This window comes from Planococcus sp. APC 3906 (genome assembly GCF_030407685.1).
Classification (GTDB): Bacteria; Bacillota; Bacilli; order Bacillales_A; family Planococcaceae; genus Planococcus; species Planococcus koreensis.
In genome coordinates, this window is sequence record NZ_JASDCW010000028.1 from 14,145 (window position 1) to 31,899 (window position 17,755).

19 protein-coding genes are annotated in these 17,755 nt (G+C 49.0%); 15 read left to right on the plus strand and 4 right to left on the minus strand.

Annotation, left to right across the window (positions count from 1 at the left end):
• Positions 1-25: 25 nt before the first annotated feature.
• Positions 26-1,681, plus strand: coding sequence for a tetratricopeptide repeat protein (locus QMA09_RS14055; RefSeq protein WP_290213543.1), 1,656 nt, complete (start codon positions 26-28; stop codon positions 1,679-1,681).
• Positions 1,682-1,745: 64 nt separating this feature from the next.
• On the opposite strand, the gene QMA09_RS14060 is transcribed toward QMA09_RS14055, so the two are convergent.
• Positions 1,746-2,957 carry an RtcB family protein gene (locus QMA09_RS14060; protein WP_290213544.1) on the minus strand — a complete coding sequence of 404 codons (1,212 nt, stop codon included), beginning with the start codon at positions 2,955-2,957 and terminating at the stop codon, positions 1,746-1,748.
• Between the two features lie 162 nt (positions 2,958-3,119).
• On the opposite strand from QMA09_RS14060, the gene QMA09_RS14065 reads away from it, so the two are divergent.
• From QMA09_RS14065 to QMA09_RS14090, 6 genes are all read left to right on the plus strand, one after another.
• The gene (locus QMA09_RS14065; protein ID WP_290213545.1) at positions 3,120-3,782 is read left to right on the plus strand and encodes an HAD family hydrolase; all 663 of its coding nucleotides are present in this window, start codon (positions 3,120-3,122) and stop codon (positions 3,780-3,782) included.
• A 51-nt stretch (positions 3,783-3,833) separates the two neighbouring features.
• Positions 3,834-4,781, plus strand: a complete 948-nt coding sequence (locus QMA09_RS14070; RefSeq protein ID WP_290213546.1) for an MBL fold metallo-hydrolase — start codon at positions 3,834-3,836, stop codon at positions 4,779-4,781.
• A 117-nt stretch (positions 4,782-4,898) separates the two neighbouring features.
• Entirely contained in the window at positions 4,899-5,051 is a 153-nt protein-coding gene (locus QMA09_RS14075) for an SRPBCC family protein (RefSeq protein WP_290213547.1), read from the plus strand.
• Positions 5,052-5,070: 19 nt separating this feature from the next.
• A complete protein-coding gene (locus QMA09_RS14080; protein WP_290213548.1) occupies positions 5,071-5,211 on the plus strand; it encodes a hypothetical protein in 141 nt (46 codons plus the stop codon).
• Between the two features lie 75 nt (positions 5,212-5,286).
• On the plus strand, positions 5,287-5,655 hold the full coding sequence (locus tag QMA09_RS14085) for a DUF4260 family protein (protein WP_290213549.1): 369 nt from the start codon (positions 5,287-5,289) through the stop codon (positions 5,653-5,655).
• Entirely contained in the window at positions 5,574-6,311 is a 738-nt protein-coding gene (locus tag QMA09_RS14090) for a ZIP family metal transporter (protein ID WP_290213550.1), read from the plus strand. Before QMA09_RS14085 ends, QMA09_RS14090 begins: the two co-directional genes overlap by 82 nt.
• 46 nt (positions 6,312-6,357) lie before the next feature.
• Here the strand turns inward: QMA09_RS14090 and QMA09_RS14095 are convergent, their stop codons facing one another.
• Positions 6,358-7,209, minus strand: a complete 852-nt coding sequence (locus QMA09_RS14095) for an NAD(P)H-hydrate dehydratase (RefSeq protein WP_290213551.1) — start codon at positions 7,207-7,209, stop codon at positions 6,358-6,360.
• Positions 7,210-7,307: 98 nt separating this feature from the next.
• On the opposite strand from QMA09_RS14095, the gene QMA09_RS14100 reads away from it, so the two are divergent.
• Entirely contained in the window at positions 7,308-8,234 is a 927-nt protein-coding gene (locus tag QMA09_RS14100; protein ID WP_290213552.1) for an MBL fold metallo-hydrolase, read from the plus strand.
• A 140-nt stretch (positions 8,235-8,374) separates the two neighbouring features.
• Here QMA09_RS14100 and ptsP read toward each other — a convergent pair whose 3' ends face one another.
• The gene (gene ptsP, locus QMA09_RS14105; protein ID WP_290213553.1) at positions 8,375-10,087 is read right to left on the minus strand and encodes a phosphoenolpyruvate--protein phosphotransferase; all 1,713 of its coding nucleotides are present in this window, start codon (positions 10,085-10,087) and stop codon (positions 8,375-8,377) included.
• The gene (locus QMA09_RS14110; protein WP_135502914.1) at positions 10,087-10,353 is read right to left on the minus strand and encodes a phosphocarrier protein HPr; all 267 of its coding nucleotides are present in this window, start codon (positions 10,351-10,353) and stop codon (positions 10,087-10,089) included. Before QMA09_RS14110 ends, ptsP begins: the two co-directional genes overlap by 1 nt.
• Positions 10,354-10,632: 279 nt before the next feature.
• On the opposite strand from QMA09_RS14110, the gene QMA09_RS14115 reads away from it, so the two are divergent.
• From QMA09_RS14115 to QMA09_RS14145, 7 genes are all read left to right on the plus strand, one after another.
• Entirely contained in the window at positions 10,633-11,385 is a 753-nt protein-coding gene (locus tag QMA09_RS14115; RefSeq protein WP_290213554.1) for a DeoR/GlpR family DNA-binding transcription regulator, read from the plus strand.
• The gene (gene pfkB, locus QMA09_RS14120) at positions 11,382-12,314 is read left to right on the plus strand and encodes a 1-phosphofructokinase (protein ID WP_290213555.1); all 933 of its coding nucleotides are present in this window, start codon (positions 11,382-11,384) and stop codon (positions 12,312-12,314) included. The genes QMA09_RS14115 and pfkB overlap by 4 nt, the downstream gene beginning before the upstream one ends.
• Entirely contained in the window at positions 12,311-14,227 is a 1,917-nt protein-coding gene (locus QMA09_RS14125; RefSeq protein WP_290213556.1) for a PTS fructose transporter subunit IIABC, read from the plus strand. Before pfkB ends, QMA09_RS14125 begins: the two co-directional genes overlap by 4 nt.
• Positions 14,228-14,419: 192 nt before the next feature.
• Positions 14,420-15,652 (plus strand): AI-2E family transporter, encoded by a 1,233-nt coding sequence (locus QMA09_RS14130; protein WP_290213557.1) that lies wholly within the window; start codon positions 14,420-14,422, stop codon positions 15,650-15,652.
• Positions 15,653-15,720: 68 nt separating this feature from the next.
• The gene (locus tag QMA09_RS14135) at positions 15,721-16,089 is read left to right on the plus strand and encodes a nuclear transport factor 2 family protein (RefSeq protein WP_290213558.1); all 369 of its coding nucleotides are present in this window, start codon (positions 15,721-15,723) and stop codon (positions 16,087-16,089) included.
• 427 nt (positions 16,090-16,516) lie between these two features.
• Entirely contained in the window at positions 16,517-17,239 is a 723-nt protein-coding gene (locus QMA09_RS14140; RefSeq protein ID WP_290213559.1) for a 3-ketoacyl-ACP reductase, read from the plus strand.
• Positions 17,240-17,284: 45 nt separating this feature from the next.
• The gene (locus tag QMA09_RS14145; RefSeq protein ID WP_290213560.1) at positions 17,285-17,740 is read left to right on the plus strand and encodes an SRPBCC family protein; all 456 of its coding nucleotides are present in this window, start codon (positions 17,285-17,287) and stop codon (positions 17,738-17,740) included.
• Positions 17,741-17,755 lie beyond the last annotated feature (15 nt).

Sequence of the window (17,755 nt, forward strand, 5' to 3'; positions counted from 1 at the left end):
GAAAATAGGCGTACAGGGGTGCGGAATGGGAATTATAAAGAAGCTTTTGGCTCAATTATTTTATTTATTGGTGAGTGTTTCCGCTTTTTGGACACTACTTTTATTTTTGGATGTTAAAGAAGGCTTGATTGCATGGGTTCTTGCATCGATATTGGCAGGGACAGTGGCAGCGGTTATTATTTTTTCCTATATCAAAAGCGAAACGCACTCTTATGGAATGCAAATCAGCTTATGGCTGCATTTGGCGTCGCTGCTAAGCTTTTTTGTGCTGTCATTTGTTTTATTCGGCGGGAACATGCTGTTGTATGAAGCAGAAGCATACACGACTGAAAAAACGAATTTAACGGCACAGCAAAAATTAAGCTATTACCAGCAATTCATCTGGGACAAGCAAGATGTGAATCTTGAAGAGCTGGAACAAGCCCGCCACGAGGGCATCACATTCTATTACGAAAAAGGGTCTTATCCAACGCAGGGAATTGAACAAATTCTAGCTTATATTGAAGGGAATAAACAGTTTCTTGAAAGGGACTTAGGGGGCAAAACGGATGCTGCTGTATCGATTGTATTGTACGGCGATTCGATGGAAATGGCCGAGAGAGAATCTATTCAACAACAATATAGCGGTTTTTATGATGAAAGCGAGAAAACGATTCATTTGCCGTTGCCGGTTGACCAGACTACCCTTGCACATGAATTCATACATCACTTATTTTTGAATATTGCCAAAGAACGAGGAATCAATACATCAGACATTCCTTCCTGGTTTGTTGAAGGGGTGGCAACTCATTTGTCTGAAAAAGAAACTAGTTTGTCACGCACAATGATGGAAGACACGGAATATGTCGGTTTTCAAGATTTAGAAACACCGGGACAATGGGAAAACCATTTGCAGATTCCGTACAGCCCGTATTTCCAAAGCGGCAGTTTCATGCGGTATTTAACAGCGCGAGAAGGGCCTGATATCCTATCAAGGATTTTCGGTGAGATGCGCCACTCTTCGGTACAAGAAAGTTTCGAAAAAGTCACAGGAAAAACAGTCAATACACACGAAGCGGATTTTATTGCCGCTCATGACAAGCTCTTGGAACAATGGCGCGAAGCGGATGTTTTGGATGTTAGGCATGATGAGCCCCAACAGTCGCTGGAGATGTTCCTGGAAATTGCGGCCAGCACCCCGGAATTGGAATTGGTAAATCACCGCATTGCGAATTTATACATGGAAACAGGGGAATTCGAAAAAGCGATTCCTTATCGCCAAAAAGAACTGGAATTGGCAATAGCCGAAAACAGGGATAGCTTATCTGCTGCGTATAGCTATTTGGCGGAAAGCTTGCTCTTTACCGATTTGCCTAAAGCGGTCAAAATGGCGGAGGTGGCATTGGACGTTTCTACTGAAGATGAAGTTTTTTGGAGTGAAGGGGTATTGAGCGAATTGTCGACGCTGGAAAAACGGATTGCCTCAGGCGAATCATTGGCTGCTTATCTTGAAATCCTGAACGGCGAATACACGATTAATAAAGGTTTGCCTAATTACAGCGAAAAAATTGCATTGATTGATCAAGCTTTGAGGAAATATCCTGCAGGCATGCCTGCAGAACAAAAGGCTTTAATCAATCTGAGGCATGAGCTTGAAAATAAAATGCATGCCGATTCTCAAGAGCAGCTTGCATCTGATTGATCCTGGCGCAGGGCATTGCTGCAAATTATATGAAAAAAGAGCGGCTCATCTGCCGCTCTTTTGCTTACTTTCGGCGCCATCCTTGAAATTCCGCCGCTTTGAAATTATAAAGGGGTTTTAAGATCGACTGGATCTCGATTGTGTCCTGTGTGTTATGGATGATTTCCTGCATTGTTTTATAAGCGAATGGCGACTCATCGATTGTATCCTGGTTCACACTCGTGGTGTAGACGCCTTTCATCGTATCGGTGAAATCACCCAATTGAAGAACTTGTTTGGCTTTCGTTCTCGAAAGGATGCGGCCTGCACCGTGCGGCCCGGACTGATTCCAATCGTCGTTGCCTTTGCCTTTAGCGAGCAGTGAACCGTCCCGCATATTGATCGGAATCAAGACCATTTCATCTTTTCTGGCGGATATGGCGCCTTTGCGCAAAATCATGTGCTCCAAATCAATGTAATTATGGACCGTGTCGATCCGGCCGATCTCTTTGAAATTCATCTCTTCCAGCAAGACCTGTACCATCGCGGCACGGTTCCATTTAGCGTATTCCTGGGCAATCTGTAAGTCATTGAAGTAATTCTCCATCAGCGCGCCCTGCAAATATGCGAGGTCTTTCGGAACGTCTGGCAGGGTGGATTTATAGGACTTGATAGCAGTATGGATTTCTTTGTGGCGCCCTTCATGCTTCAATTGCGCAATTAGTCCATCCAAGCCTTCTTTATCCGTGCTTAGGCTTTCGACAGCTTTCTTTTGGTGGTAATTCGCAACTTTTGCGCCCAAGTGGCGGCTTCCCGAGTGGATGACCAAAAACGTTCTGCCATCCTCCGCCTCGTTCATTTCGATAAAATGATTGCCGCCTCCGAGCGTGCCAAGGGAATGGACCACGGCTTCTTTCGAAAACGGAGCCAGTACCTTTTCCAGTTCGATCTGGCCGATAAACGGGTGGGCGGAAGAGCGGATGGATTGTCCGGAAGGCACCGATGTCCGGATAGTGCCATCAAGCTTTGCAAAATCAATGTCCTGCTTTTGTATTTCGACACACAGCATGCCGCAGCCGATGTCGACGCCAACTAGATTCGGAATAACCCGCTCCGTCACTTTCATCGTTGTGCCAATGACCGCACCTACGCCGGCATGGCAGTCCGGCATGATCCGGACATTGGCGTTATGTGTCACTTCTTCGTTCAAAAAACCTTCAATCTGGGCGACTGTTATGTCATCGATGTTTTGGGTAAAAACTTTTGCATCGCTGTATTTTCCTTTAATGATCTTCATGATTCCCAACCTTTCTTACTGTATTATTTATTTCTACAAAATTTTGCAAACTCCTTTTCAGCAAAATTAAAAGGCTTAAACTGCAGTTGGGTGACTGAAGAATGACTTGTAAGGTGTATGAAAACTATATTTAAAAATTATTATAAGTAAATGGAGGCACTTATGGCATCATTCATTTTTGACATGGACGGAACACTTTTTCAAACCGATAAAATCTTGGAACGATCGTTAGCAGATGTGTTTGACCGATTAAGATCATTGAAAAGATGGAATTCCGAAACGCCGATTGAACAATACCGGGCAATAATGGGCGTGCCGCTGCCGAAGGTGTGGGAAACGCTGCTGCCGGAACACTCGGATCGCATACGCCAGCAAGCAAACGAGTTTTTTCACGAACGGTTGATCGAAAATATAGAAGAAGGGAATGGCGCTTTATATCCGAATGTGGAGGAGCTTTTCGCACATTTGACTAAGCAAGGACATCACATTTACATAGCCAGCAATGGCCAGTCAGGATACCTGGCGGCAATCGTGAAATTTTACGGCTTGGATCAATGGGTAACGGAAACCTTCAGCATCCAGCAGATCACTTCAATGGATAAAGGGGATTTGGTCAAATCGATCATTGGAAAATATGGCATCGATAGCGGAGCGGTCATTGGCGACCGCCTGTCTGATATCGATGCAGCAAAAGCTAATGAGCTAACGGCGATCGGCTGCCGGTTTGATTTTGCACAGGAAGAAGAATTGGCGCAAGCGGATTTTGTAATAGAAGATTTACTGGAGCTGAAGCAATTGATGCATAAAGTGCATTTGGAAATTTGAGTTAATGCCTATTTACATAAAGTCAAACTGCATAAAAGGAGTTTTCTAAAAATGGGAGTTTTAAGTGAAACGGAATATTTTACATTGCAAAAAATGGCTGATGGGATGTTTGCGGCAATTGCAAAACCTGGGAGCGGAGCTTGGAGCAATGCCGGGTTTGTCGATCTCGGAACCGAACTATTGGTGTTTGATGCGTTCAATACGCCTTCTGCGTCTCGGGAACTTAAAAATCAAGCAGAAAAACTGACAGGGAAAAAAGTGGCTTATCTTGTCAACAGCCATTTTCATGGCGATCATGTATTCGGCAATCAAACTTTTAAAGAACAAGTGATCATTTCCACGGCAACTACAAAAGAATGGATCAGTAAAAAGAATGCCATCGGCGACATGGATAAAGAACAACAGGAAACCGAACACTATTTAAGAGAACTGGCTCTCCAAATTTCAGTTGAGGGAAACGCTGCAATCAAAAGCAGCTTAACAAATCAGTTTAGGGAGATGTCAAAGCTATTGGAGGAACTGCCAAATTTGGAACTGGTTTTGCCGTCCCTGACATTCGAAAAAATCTTGAAAATCCATGGAACTATGCGTGATGTGGAATTGCATTGTTGGGGCGGCGGCCATTCTGTAAGTGATGCTTTCCTTTACGTTCCACAGGAAAAAGCTGCCTTTATGGGGGATCTGATTACGGAAGATTTGCATTTGCCGATATTTAACCCGGATGCATTTTTATCTATTCTTGAACGAGTAAAAACCATGGACATCCTGGCTATTTTGCCAGGGCACGGCAAAGTGGGGAATGGTCAACAGATTGATGCCATGATGGATTACCTATCCATGCTGATCGATGCTGGAAAAAGGGCGCATCTTTCCGCTTTTGCGTTGGAAGAATTCCTTGAGGGCTTCATTACGCTTGAAAAGTACAATAACTGGAAGGGAGTACAGGGGATCAAGCGTAACCTCACCACGGTTTACAATTTCTATGAATCCAACATTTGACGGCATTGAGTGAAAGCTCCGATTTTCGAAAGGAAAAGCGGCTGCCGCAACAGAATCTATAATAGATAAAACAGTGAGGAGGTACAATAATGCCAAGCATCGTCCACGAAATCTACATTGAAGCGCCTATCCGCATTTGTTTTTGATCTCGCTCGTGATGTAGACATCCATATGGAAACGGCTTCCCGCACGAAAGAAAAGGCAATTGCGGGGGTACTGTCAGGAAGAATGGAAAAAGGCGACGAAGTAACTTGGGAAGCTGGCGGATAAATTGTTTTTAGCAGCATACATGGAACATTTTATTGTTGATCAGGCGGTTGCGCTAAAGAACAAGGCTGAGCAAATGGAAAATGAGTGGCTGGAGGCTATGAAGAAATCGAACTTCCCAAAAGGAAATGGAGGGATAGACATTGAACAGTCTATTGATTAAGCTTGAAGGGTTTACAGTGGGCGCATTGGAGACTTATTTGTATTTTTCAAACGGTCCAGCTGGGTATAGTTCGTTTTGCTATTATTTGTGCCGGATGTTTCGATGGCTGCTTATGCCATCAGCCAAAAAGTGGATGCATACGTCTACAACGCCGCCCACACATACATTACGCCTTTATTGCTGGTCTTTTTAGGGCTTTTTCTTTCGGTTGACTGGCTATTGCGGATGAGTTTTATCTGGCTGGTCCATATCGGTATGGACCGCATGCTGGGCTATGGACTGAAATACGAAACCGGCTTTAAATGCAGGATATTTTTGGAGCAATATTGCAAGATGCCTGAAAAGGATGAGGAGGCTAGGGGATGGAGCAAGCATTGTTCTGGGGAGCGTTGGCCGGATCGGCAAATTTGCTTGGGGCTTTATTGGTGCTTTGGCTGCCGCTGAACCAGCGCATCATTGCCGGCGTCATGGCTTTGGGCACAGGTACGCTGATCGGGGCTGTGGTTTATGGACTTCTTGGAGAGGCATTGGCAATCGGAACCCTTCTGGATATTGCACTTGGGTTTCTGGGCGGAGCAGCGTTGTTTGCAGCCATCGATATCATCATCAGCCACAAAGGCGGCCTCCACCGAAAGCGTTCGGGACATGGCAAAGATGCCCCGAACGCAGCAGCGACCGGTTCAGGCTTGGCGATCTTTATCGGGACCGTGATGGATGCAATACCCGAAACTGCGATAATCGGCTTGAGCTTAGTCCACGAAGGGAAAGTGAGCGCCGTTTTGATGGCGGCGATTTTTATCAGCAATTTGCCGGAAGGGATTTCCAGTGCATCCGGATTGAAAAAAAGTGGATATGGCATCGCCCGGATTCTGTTGATGTGGCTTGCGGTGCTGATTGCATCGGCTGTCAGTTCTTTGCTGGGTTTTACGTTCTTGGCACAGGCGTCAGTTGATACACAAGCCATTTTGGCTTCATTTGCAGCTGGAGCCATCATTGCGATGGTATCAGCGACCATGTTGCCGGAAGCTTATGTAAAAGCAGGGCCAATTGTCGGATTCCTAACCGCATGCGGGTTTTTTATCGCTTTGATTTTGCATTAAAGACAAAGGGATTTTTGCTTTGCTCAGCTTAGCATGATAATCCTGGTCAACGCTCGAACGATTTCCACACTTCCGGCAGCAGCGACGTGATTTCATGCGCGAGCATCGTATGGGCAGAACGCGTCTCAACCCATTTATCCGCACAAGCTCCGTGAAGATAGACGGCGTTCAGCACGGCGTGCCGCCAATTATCGTGGCAGCATAGCATGCCCAAAATCATGCCGGTCAGCGTGTCGCCGGTGCCGCCTTTAGACAAAGCGGCGTTGCCGGTTGAATTGATGCGGACATCGCCGTCCGGGAAAGCGATGATTGTGTGATGCCCTTTCAAGACAATTGCAACACCCCATTTTTTGGAGAATGAAACGGCATGGAAGACACGGTTTTCCGCCAAATCCTCTTTGCCGATGCCGGTGATCCGTGAAAATTCGAGCGGATGGGGGGTGAGTATGATCGGTGCGTGCCTTTTTGGATAGCTTCGCATCGACAACGCCCCGGCGTCAAGCACCAACGGACAAGGGCTGGCAAGCAAGGCTTGGACCGCTTTCTCCGTAACATCGTCTGGATGGACGCCAGGGCCCGCAGCAATCGCCCGGTACCTTTCGAGCTCGACTTCACCAGCTCCCACTTTCCTCAGCCCTTCGCGCAAATAAATCGATTCCGGCAATGCAGAAACCACACCATTGATGACTTCCGTATCGGTGCCGATTTCCAGTTTCCCGACACCGCTCCGCATCGCTCCGAGCCCGGCCATCAACGCTGCGCCTGGCATATCGCGTGTGCTCGCGAGCAGTAGCGCAGTCCCGAATGTTCCTTTATGCCCGCCGTCATCTCTTGCAGGCAGCGTAGCGCTGACATCTTTCGCGGTCCAGAATAACCGCTGTACATCCTGTATCGGCATAGAAAATCCTCCTGTCGGTGGCAAAGCCGTTATTTTAAATCGGATTAATGGTAGAATATTCTTGCTATTGATTATCTCATACATAGGAGGGAATACGCATGGTCCAACAATTGAACAGCCGCATATATCTGATTGACGGCTATGACCTGGGCATTAAAGAACGTACCGGGACTTATGTCATTGCGGAAGACGAACTGACGCTCATCGATACCGGCGCCAGCCCATCGGTTCCATATATCAAACAAGGGCTGGACGAACTTGGCTATACGCTTGACCAGGTTAAATACATCATCGTCACACACGTCCATTTGGATCACGCCGGCGGAGCGGGCTTGCTGCTGCAGGATTGCCCGAATGCCAAAGTGGTTGTCCACCCCAAAGGCGCACGTCATTTAGCGGACCCGAGCCGGCTGATTGCGGGGGCACGGATGGTCTACGGCGAGCAATTTGATCCTCTCTTCGAACCGATCGTGCCAGTGCCGGAGAATCGGCTGATAGAAAAAGCAGAAGGCGGCCAATTGAAGGTCGGTCCGGCGTGCACGCTGGAGTTCTGGGATACACCGGGGCATGCCAAACACCATTTCGGCATATACGACCCTATCAGCAACGGCATGTTCGCCGGGGATACAGTCGGCATCCGCTACCAGCAGCTCGTCGCGGACGGCATCCCGCTGTTTCTCCCTTCGACGTCGCCGAACCAATTTGACCCTGCGGCGATGCAGCTTGCAATCGACCGTTTCCAGGCAGCGAATTTCGATGTGATTTACTACGGCCATTACGGCATGGCTTCCGAGCCGAAAGAAGCGCTGCGCCAAGCAGGTGAGTGGCTGGTCGAATTCCTTGAAGTGGCAGAGGACGCATTCGACAAAAAGCAAAGTCCGCAAGACCTTGCCGGTCGTTTGCAAGAGATGGTTCGGACACACCTAAGGTCGCTTGGTGTCTCGGACAAGCACGGAGTATACAGCATCATCAAAGTCGACATGGAAGTCAGTGCGATGGGCTTGCTGGATTATCTATCGAAATAAAAGCCCGACCAATCATAATAATTGCAAAGTGCAAGTTTTCAGGTATAAGAAATGTATAGTTATTGTTGGGGCAACTGACAATAAAAAATGATATTTGAAACAGTAAAAAACGGCACCCTTAAGGGCGCCGTTTTTTGGCATTACATGATTTCTTTTACATAGGTTTCGACTTCTTCAGCAGTCGCTAAAGCCAAGATGCGCTCAGTGTGAGACGCCATGTCAGCTTTCGACAATTTGCTGATTTGTTCACGCGCTTTCAAAATCGATGAAGCGCTCATCGAGAATTCGTCCAGGCCAAGACCGAGCAGGATCGGAATAGCGATTTCATCGCCAGCCATTTCGCCGCACATGCCTGTCCATTTGCCTGCTTTATGAGACGCATCGATGACCATTTTGACCATCCGCAAAATCGCTGGATTGTAAGGCTGGTACAAATAAGAAACGTTTTCGTTCATGCGGTCAGCCGCCATCGTATATTGGATCAGATCGTTCGTGCCGATCGAGAAGAAATCGACTTCTTTGGCAAATAGATCGGCCATGACTGCAGTGGATGGAATTTCCACCATGATGCCGATTTCAATCGAATCGCTGACAGCAATGCCTTCAGCCGCCAGTTTTTCTTTTTCTTCCATTACCAAAGCTTTTGCTGCTCTGAATTCTTCAAGCGTCGCGATCATCGGGAACATGATTTTTAAATTGCCATGCACGCTTGCGCGCAAAAGGGCACGCAGCTGCGTACGGAACATGTCCGGCATTTCAAGGCATAGGCGAATCGCACGAAGCCCCAAAAATGGATTCAATTCCTTCGGCAGATCCAAATACGTCAATTCCTTATCGCCGCCGATATCGAGTGTGCGCACGACAGTCGGTTTCCCATCCATCGCTTTCAGCACAGCCGAATAAGCTTCTACTTGCTCTTCTTCGGTAGGGAAGGCATCGCGCCCCATATAAAGGAACTCGGTCCGGTAAAGGCCGATCGCTTCTGCACCGTTGTCGACAGCACCCGTAGCATCTTTTGGCGTGCCAATATTGGCGCCAAGTTCAACCGGGTGGCCGTCAGCCGTTACAGTCGCTTCGTTCTTCAATTTTGCCCATTCCGCTTTTTGGCGGTCATAGGCTGATTTTTTCTCTTCGTATTCTGCGATTACAGCCGCATCCGGATCAATGATGACGACGCCTTCAAGGCCGTCGACAATGATGAACGTGCCGTTTTCAATCGTTTCCATGACTTTCTTGGCACCGACGACAGCCGGGATTTCCAGCGTGCGGGCAAGGATTGCCGAATGGGAAGTGCGTCCGCCGATATCAGTGATAAACCCTTTTACGAACTCAGGATTCAATTGCACCGTATCGGATGGCGTCAAGTCTTCCGCAAGGATGATCACTTCTTCTTCGATCAGGCTTGGGTTTTGGATGGTGACGCCAAGCAGATGGGCAGTGACGCGTTTTGTCACATCACGGATATCTGCTGCACGTTCTTTCATATAGTCGCTGTCCATCGCTTCGAACATCGCGATGAACATATCCGAAGTTTCTTTCAATGCGAATTCAGCGTTGACATCATCGGATTTGATTTTTTCGGTAATCGGACCGACCAATTCAGGGTCGCTCAAGACCAGCAGATGGGCGCCGAAGATGGCCGCCTCTTTATCGCTGATTTGTGCTGCTGTGCGTTCTTTGATCGTTTCGAGTTCAGCGCTTGCTTTTGCAAGAGCTGATTCAAAACGCAGCACTTCCTGATCGGCGTTATCAATCGCCTTTTTTTCTACAGTCAGATCCGGAGTTTCCAGACGGAACGCTTTAGCGAGAGCGATGCCATTTGAAGCCGCAATTCCGGAAAGGGTGCGTGTCATTAGTTAGAAAGCCCTTCGTTTTTCATCACTTCTGTGATTTGTGCGATTGCTTGTTCTTCGTCTTCACCGTCTGCGGCGATCGTAACGGTAGAGCCTGAAGAGACGCCAAGGGACATAACGCCTAAAATTGATTTCAAATTGACTTTCTTGCCATTGAATTCCATTGTGATGTCTGATTTGAATTTAGACAATGAACCGACCAATGCTGATGCCGGGCGGGCGTGGATTCCTGCTTCATCTGTAATAACGAATTGTTTTTCTGTCATGTTAAATTCCTCCTAGTGTTTTTTGAATGCATTTAGCTGAATTCATTTTTATTATGAACGATTATGAATGAAAATCAAACTAAATGATTGTTTTTGATTGCTTATGAATGATTATGATTGATTTTGGAAGCGATTTCAAGTAATATCAATTTAACAAAAGGTTCAGTCATCCCCGTGCCGGTTTTCCGGCCGGAGCTCAAGGATGGCTGAACGCGCCACGGAACACTGCCTGAATTCAGGTTCCGGGGAGAACCATCACAACAAAAAGCAGGTGATTGCATGCTGACAAACGAACGCCATGAATTCATCCTGAATCTGTTGGAACAAAAGCAGACCATCAAGATTCAGGACATTGTGGATTTGACCGAGGCGTCTGAATCGACGATACGCCGCGACCTGACCGTTCTCGAAAACCGCAACCAATTGGAGCGGGTATTCGGTGGAGCGGTGCTGCCGGGACGTAATTTGTCGGAACCGACGATCAAAGACAAATCCACCCGCAACCTGGAAGAAAAAGACAGCATCGCCAAACTGGCCGCTTCCTTGATACAGGACGGCGACAGTGTCTATTTGGATGCAGGCACTACGACTTTCCAGATGATCCGCTATTTGCGGGACAAGAATATCGTCGCGGTGACGAACGGCTTGACGCTTGTCGAAGAACTCAATGAACATGGCATTACCGTGTATTTGACCGGCGGCCTGTTAAAGCCCCGGACCGGTGCGTTCATCGGCGCACAAACCATCCAGTCGTTGAAAAACTATCGTTTCGATGTGTGTTTTCTCGGCGTCAACGGTTTCCATCCGGAAATGGGCTATACAACTCCCGACCCGGAAGAAGCGGCTGTCAAAAGGCTCGCCAGTTCGCTCGCCAGTGAAAGCTACGTCTTGGCGGACCATTCAAAAGCCGACAAAATCAGTTTTGCCAAAATCATGGATCTTGGCGATGCCGTATTGATCACCGATTCGATCTCGACCGAGCTTCGGGAAACGCTCGAAAAGAAAACTACAGTAAAGGTGGGAACGCGATGATTTACACATGCACAATCACACCGTCATTGGATTATACCACTTATTTGCCCGACTTTACTGCCGGTAAGCTGAACCGAACCGGTGAAGTGTATTATTACCCCGGCGGCAAAGGCATAAACGTTTCACGGGTTTTAAAGCGCCTTGGTGCTGACAATATCGCATTGGGCTTTACAGGCGGTTTCACAGGTCATTATATAGAAGAGTTCTTAAAAAAAGAAGGAGTTGCCACTGATTTTATTGAAACTGATGAAATCACGCGCATCAATGTCAAGATCAAATCCGCGCAAGAAACGGAATTGAACGGGCCCGGGCCCGAACTGGATGCGGTTCAGCTGAACGAATTGGCGGAAAAGGCCGGAAAAATGCAAAGCGGTGATTGGCTCGTGCTCGCAGGCAGCCTGCCGGCATCGATTCCAGAATCCTTTTTCATGGACCTTGCGGAAACTTGCCGCAGGCTAGGCGTAAAATTCGTCCTCGATACGTCCGGACCGGCTTTGGCAAAATTGATCCAACACGGGCCGTTTTTAATCAAGCCTAATCAGGAAGAACTTGGTGAATTATTCGGGCGTCACATCACAAGCTTGGCTGAGGCGGCTTTTTACGCCAAGAAATTAGTGGCTACAGGCGTCGACAACGTCGTTGTTTCCATGGGCGGCGATGGCGCATTGCTTGCCACCAGCGAATTGCTCTTGCAGGCGAAAGCGCCAAAAGGTAAAGTCATCAATACAGTGGGGGCGGGCGACTCGCTCGTTTCCGGTTTTATCGCTTCTTACGCCATGGACGCCGATGCTGAAAAGGCTTTCCGCTACGGCGTTGCAAGCGGCAGCGCCACCGCATTCAGCCCGGATCTTTGCACGAAAGACAAAGTTGATGCTGTGCTCGAGTTTGTTGAAGTCTATCCAATAAAAGAAGAGGATGTGGCAAAATGAGAATCACGCAATTATTGACAGAAGAGACAATTATCCTGAATGTCGCGGCACGCACGAAACCGGAAGTGTTGGCAGAATTGGCAGCACAGCTTGACCGCGCCGGCAAACTGAACAACGAACAGGCTTTTCTGCAGGACATCATGGCGCGCGAAGGGCAAAGCACGACGGGCATCGGCGACGGCATTGCCATCCCGCACGCGAAATCGAAAGCGGTAAAAGCCCCGGCGATCGCATTCGGCCGCTCCCACCAAGGGCTGGATTACGAATCGCTTGACGGCCAGCCTGCCCATTTGTTTTTCATGATTGCAGCTAGCGAAGGGGCAAATGACGACCATTTGGAAGCTTTGTCCCGCCTTGCGACTTTCTTGATGGACGAAAAATTCCGCACGCGCATTCTGGAAGCGACATCAAAAGAGCAGATCCTGCAAGCGGTGACCGACAAAGAAAACGACGTGGATGGCCCTGCTCCAGAAAGCAGCCAGCCGGCAGCCGCTGGCGGGAAACGCATCCTGGCAGTCACGGCGTGCCCGACCGGCATCGCCCACACATATATGGCGGCTGAAAAACTCAATGAACGTGCACGGGAGCGCGGCATCGACATCAAAGTCGAAACGAACGGCTCCAGCGGCGTTAAAAACCGGCTGACGGATGCTGACATTGCAGCGGCAGATGCCATTATCGTCGCTGCAGACACGAAAGTAGAAATGGCGCGTTTCGCCGGCAAACCCGTTATCCAGACCGCAGTCGGCAAAGCCATTTACGAAGCGGATAAATTGCTTGACCGTGCGCTAGCAGGCGATGCGCCTGTATACCAGCACGATAAATCAAAAGATGAAGCGTCTGAAGGCGATGGCAAAGGCGGATTTTACAAGCATTTGATGAGCGGCGTTTCGAACATGCTGCCATTCGTCGTCGGCGGCGGGATCTTGATTGCGCTGTCGTTCTTCTGGGGCATCAACGCATCGAATCCGGACAGCCCTGAATACAACGCCTTCGCAGCGATGCTGAGCACGATCGGCGGCGGCAAAGCGTTTTACTTGATGGTTCCTGTTCTTGCCGGCTTTATCGCAATGAGCATCGCCGAACGCCCAGGTTTTGCGCCGGGTATGATCGGCGGTTTGATAGCAACAACGGTAACGGGTGTTGAAGAAGCAAGCGGCGGTTCCGGTTTCCTTGGCGGTTTGATCGCTGGTTTCCTGGCCGGTTACGTCACGTTATTCGTCAAAAAAGCTTTCTCTGGACTGCCGAACTCGCTTGAAGGGTTGAAGCCGGTGCTCTTTTACCCGGTATTCGCCATTGCGATCACGGGGATCATCATGATGTTGGTCAACCCGCAGCTGACGAAAGTCTACACAGGGATTTCAAGTTTCCTTGAAAGCCTGGGCGGCACGAACTTGCTGCTCGTCGGCTTATTGCTTGGCGGCATGATGGCGATCGACATGGGCGGCCCGATCAACAAAGCTGCTTACACTTTCGGCTTGGCGATGCTGAGCGCAGAGAATTTCGTCTTCATGGCTGCCGTTATGGCAGCGGGCATGGTTCCACCGCTTGGTTTGGCATTAGCTACGACATTCTTCAAGAACAAATTCACGAAAACAGAACGCGAAGCGGGAAAGACGGCTTACGTGCTGGGCGCCTGCTTTATCACTGAAGGCGTCATCCCGTTTGCAGCCGCTGACCCGGCTCGTGTCATCCCGGCTACTGTTGCCGGTGCATCGGTGACTGGAGCGCTTGTCATGCTGTTTGATATCGGATTGCGTGCACCACACGGCGGCGTTTTCGTCATCGGACTGGTGGACGGCGGAGCGATGAACATCGCGCTTTATGCACTGGCTATCCTGATCGGATCGGCTGTCACAGCAACTGTGGCCGGGCTCCTCAAAAAGAAAATCGCTGTTCCAGCAGCAGCTTAAACAAAACGCAATTCCTGCCGCATCCGGAAATTCCCGGATGCGGCTTTTTTTCTGGGCAATAAAGAGGAGAAAGCTCAGCAAAGACGAAATGTATAAAGGACAGCAGGGCAACAGAATGAGTCAACGAGAGAGGCAGCTGCAAGGCCATGCAGAAGCGGCGCTTGGAGCAGCCTCGGCAGGAGGGTGATCGCGGTGGAGCCGGAAAAAGAACAACCGAAAGTGAAAGTACTGGCTAGCTTGTTGTGGCGGTGGGTGTTGAACAATCGAGTAGTGGCAATTCTTTTGGTATCGCTGCTGATCCTCTTGAATTTATTCCTATTGACGAAAGTCCTTTATCTGCTGGAGCCGCTCAAAGGGTTCTTCAGCGCCATGGGGCTGCCGCTTGTCATGTCGGGCATCCTTTATTATTTGCTGAACCCGCTCATTGACTGGCTGGAGAAGAAGAAAGTGCCGCGCATCTCGGGCATTTTGCTGGTGTTTCTGGTGCTGATCGGCTTGATTGCCTGGGGCGTCGTCATTTTGATCCCGATCATCCGCGAGCAGATCATCTCATTGATCCAGAACTTCCCGGCATATCTGACCACCTTCACCAGTCAAGTCGATAGTTTGCTGCGGAGCGATGTGTTATCGAGGCTGCAGCAGCAATTATTGGGGGATAGCAGTACATTGGGCGAAACTTTCTCGGGCCAAGCGGAAGCAATCATCGACAATATGTTCGGCAACATTGGCAGCATTTTTGGAACGCTGACGTCGATTGTGCTGGCGCTTATCACGACGCCGTTCATCTTGTTTTATTTGCTGAAAGACGGCCATAATATGCCTTACCACATCATGAACCTCGTGCCGTCGAAGATGCGCGAGAAAACCTACATCCTGCTGCGGGAGACGAATATGCAGGTCAGCCAGTATATCCGCGGCCAATTGGTTGTTGCGTTCGCAGTCGGCGTCATGTTCTGGCTCGGCTTCGTCATTATCGGCATGGAATATGCCTTGATCCTCGGCATCATCGCGGGCGTCTTGAATTTGATTCCGTTTCTTGGGACGTTCATCGCGTTGTTTCCGATCGTCATTGTCGCGCTTGTCGTCCATTCGCCGATCATGCTCGCGAAAGTGCTCATTGTCTTCGCCATTGAACAGACTTTGGAAGGCCGGGTCATCCAGCCGCTGATCCTCGGCAGCAACTTGAATATCCACCCTGTGACCATCATTGCCGTGCTATTGACTGCCGGAAATTTGTTCGGCATTCCGGGCGTCATTCTTGGCATTCCGGCCTATGCCGTCATCAAAGTATTTCTCGTGCATTTGTTCCAGTGGTACCAAGCGTATACGGGGCTATACGAAGATGACTTCAATCCCGCCCCGAAACCGCTCGTGTCAGCAAAGAAAAAGAAAAAACTGTTGGCAATCAAAAGGAAATTGCAATGATGGGCATGTTTTATCGCTTAAAGAATCACCCAGTTTGGAATGGAATCCATCCTTAAGGAGGTTTTGAAATGGTCGTGGAAGCGAAACCGGAATTTTTCATGAAATTGAACGAGGCATTCAGCAACAGGGACATCGATTTTATCGCAAGCATCATCGCGGACGATGTGGTGTGGACGCTGCATGGCAAAAAAGCGCAAGGCAAAGATGCGTTTATCGATTACATGAAAATGATGGACATGGACAGTGGGCTCGGAACGGAGCTGACGATCGACACTTTGCTGACGGACGGTGCGGAGGCGGTGGTCAAAGGCAGAATGACGTTCAACACATCGACAGGCGAAGAAAAGACCTATCTATACTGCGACATTTACCAAATGCACGACATCGAAGAGAAAATCCAGGACCTGACGTCGTTCATCATTGCGCTGGATGAATGAAAAAGGTTAGGAATTTTGGCGGGAAGTTATGGTAAGATAGAAAAAGGCAATTGAAAAGGGTACTCAAGGGTGGTCGGCCATCCCCGGAAGAAAGGGGGTGGTGCGGATGACAGTTTTCGAAGCATTGATGTTTGCGGTAACGTTTGCAAGCTTGGTGCTCGCAGTGACGTCATCAAACCAAAAAAAATAACCCGCCCTTGAGTTGACTGCTCGGCGGGTTATTCCTTATGAAGAAACCTTGAGGCTGATCTCCCTTGGGAGGACCTATTGATTGCTTGCCGCCGGTGTTAGCGCACCGGTGGTTTTTTTCTGTTCTATATACATACTATATACCCCGCTCCTGAAAATTTCAAGCTGCCTGCATCTTTGCGTTTCGCCAGCAATTCCTGCACAATGGATTTATCTGATAATTGAGAGGGGAATGGCTATGGCACAATCATTAGCAGGGAAAATCGCATTCATTACCGGAGCGGGGAAAGGCATCGGCCGGGCATCAGCGCTTGCACTTGCAAAAGAAGGCGTGCATATCGGCTTGATCGCACGCACCGAAGAAGACTTGAAAAAAACGGCGGCAGAAGCTGCAACCCACGGCGTCAAAACGGCTTATGCACTTGCGGACGTATCGGATCTCGGACAAGTGGAACAGGCGATTGCAAAATTAACGCAGGAACTCGGAGCCGCCGATATTTTGATCAATAATGCGGGCATCGGGAAATTCGGTCCGCTGCTGGAAATTGCACCGGAAGACTGGAAGCAAGTCATCGACGTCAACTTAATGGGCATGTTCTACGTGACGCGGACCGTGCTGCCCCAATTGATCGAAAAAAACGGCGGCGACATCGTCAATATTTCCTCGATGTCCGGTTTGAAAGGCGGCGCCGGGTCCAGCGCTTACAGTGCGTCGAAATTCGGCGTCCTCGGGTTGACGGAATCGTTGTCGCAGGAAGTGCGCAAACATAACATCCGCGTATTCGCACTGACGCCGAGCCGTGTCATCACGGATTTTGGCGGCAGCAGCCAGAAGCCAGCAGACAGCGACGAGAAATTCATGCAGCCAGAAGACATTGCCGAGTACATCGTGGCCCAGTTGAAGCTGCATCCGCGCATATTCATTCCATCGTCAAGCCAGTGGGCAACGAATCCATTTTGATGGCGATAATCAGCTGAGAAACAAAGCAAGGAGGATTTTAAGAATATGGTGAAATGGAAAGAAGAGATCGTCATCGACCGCGATATTGACAAAGTCTGGCAATTGTTCCAGGATGCTAGCGTCCGGAAAATCATGCCAAAGATCCACAGCCATGAACTTGTGGAGGGTCATGACGACCAAGCCGGAGCCAAACACAGCCAAAGCTATTACGAAGGCAAACAGCTCATGAGCTATGTGGTCGACACAAAAGCATACACGGACCTGCCGGAGCTTAAAGAACGCACGGTCGAGTTTTTGATGGGGCAGTCGATTGTCGTGAATTATGCTTATCGCCTTGAAAAACTGGAAGCGGAGAAAACCCGCTTCATTTATTCAGGCTTCAATAAAGGGCTCACGGCTTCTGCGAAGATGCTGCTGCTTGCCGGCAGCAAAAAAAGCCGGCAAGCAGCAGCCCGGACGTTCATGGAGCGGGTCAAAGACGAGGCGGAGAAAATGGCATAGGCAAGACAGGCCGAA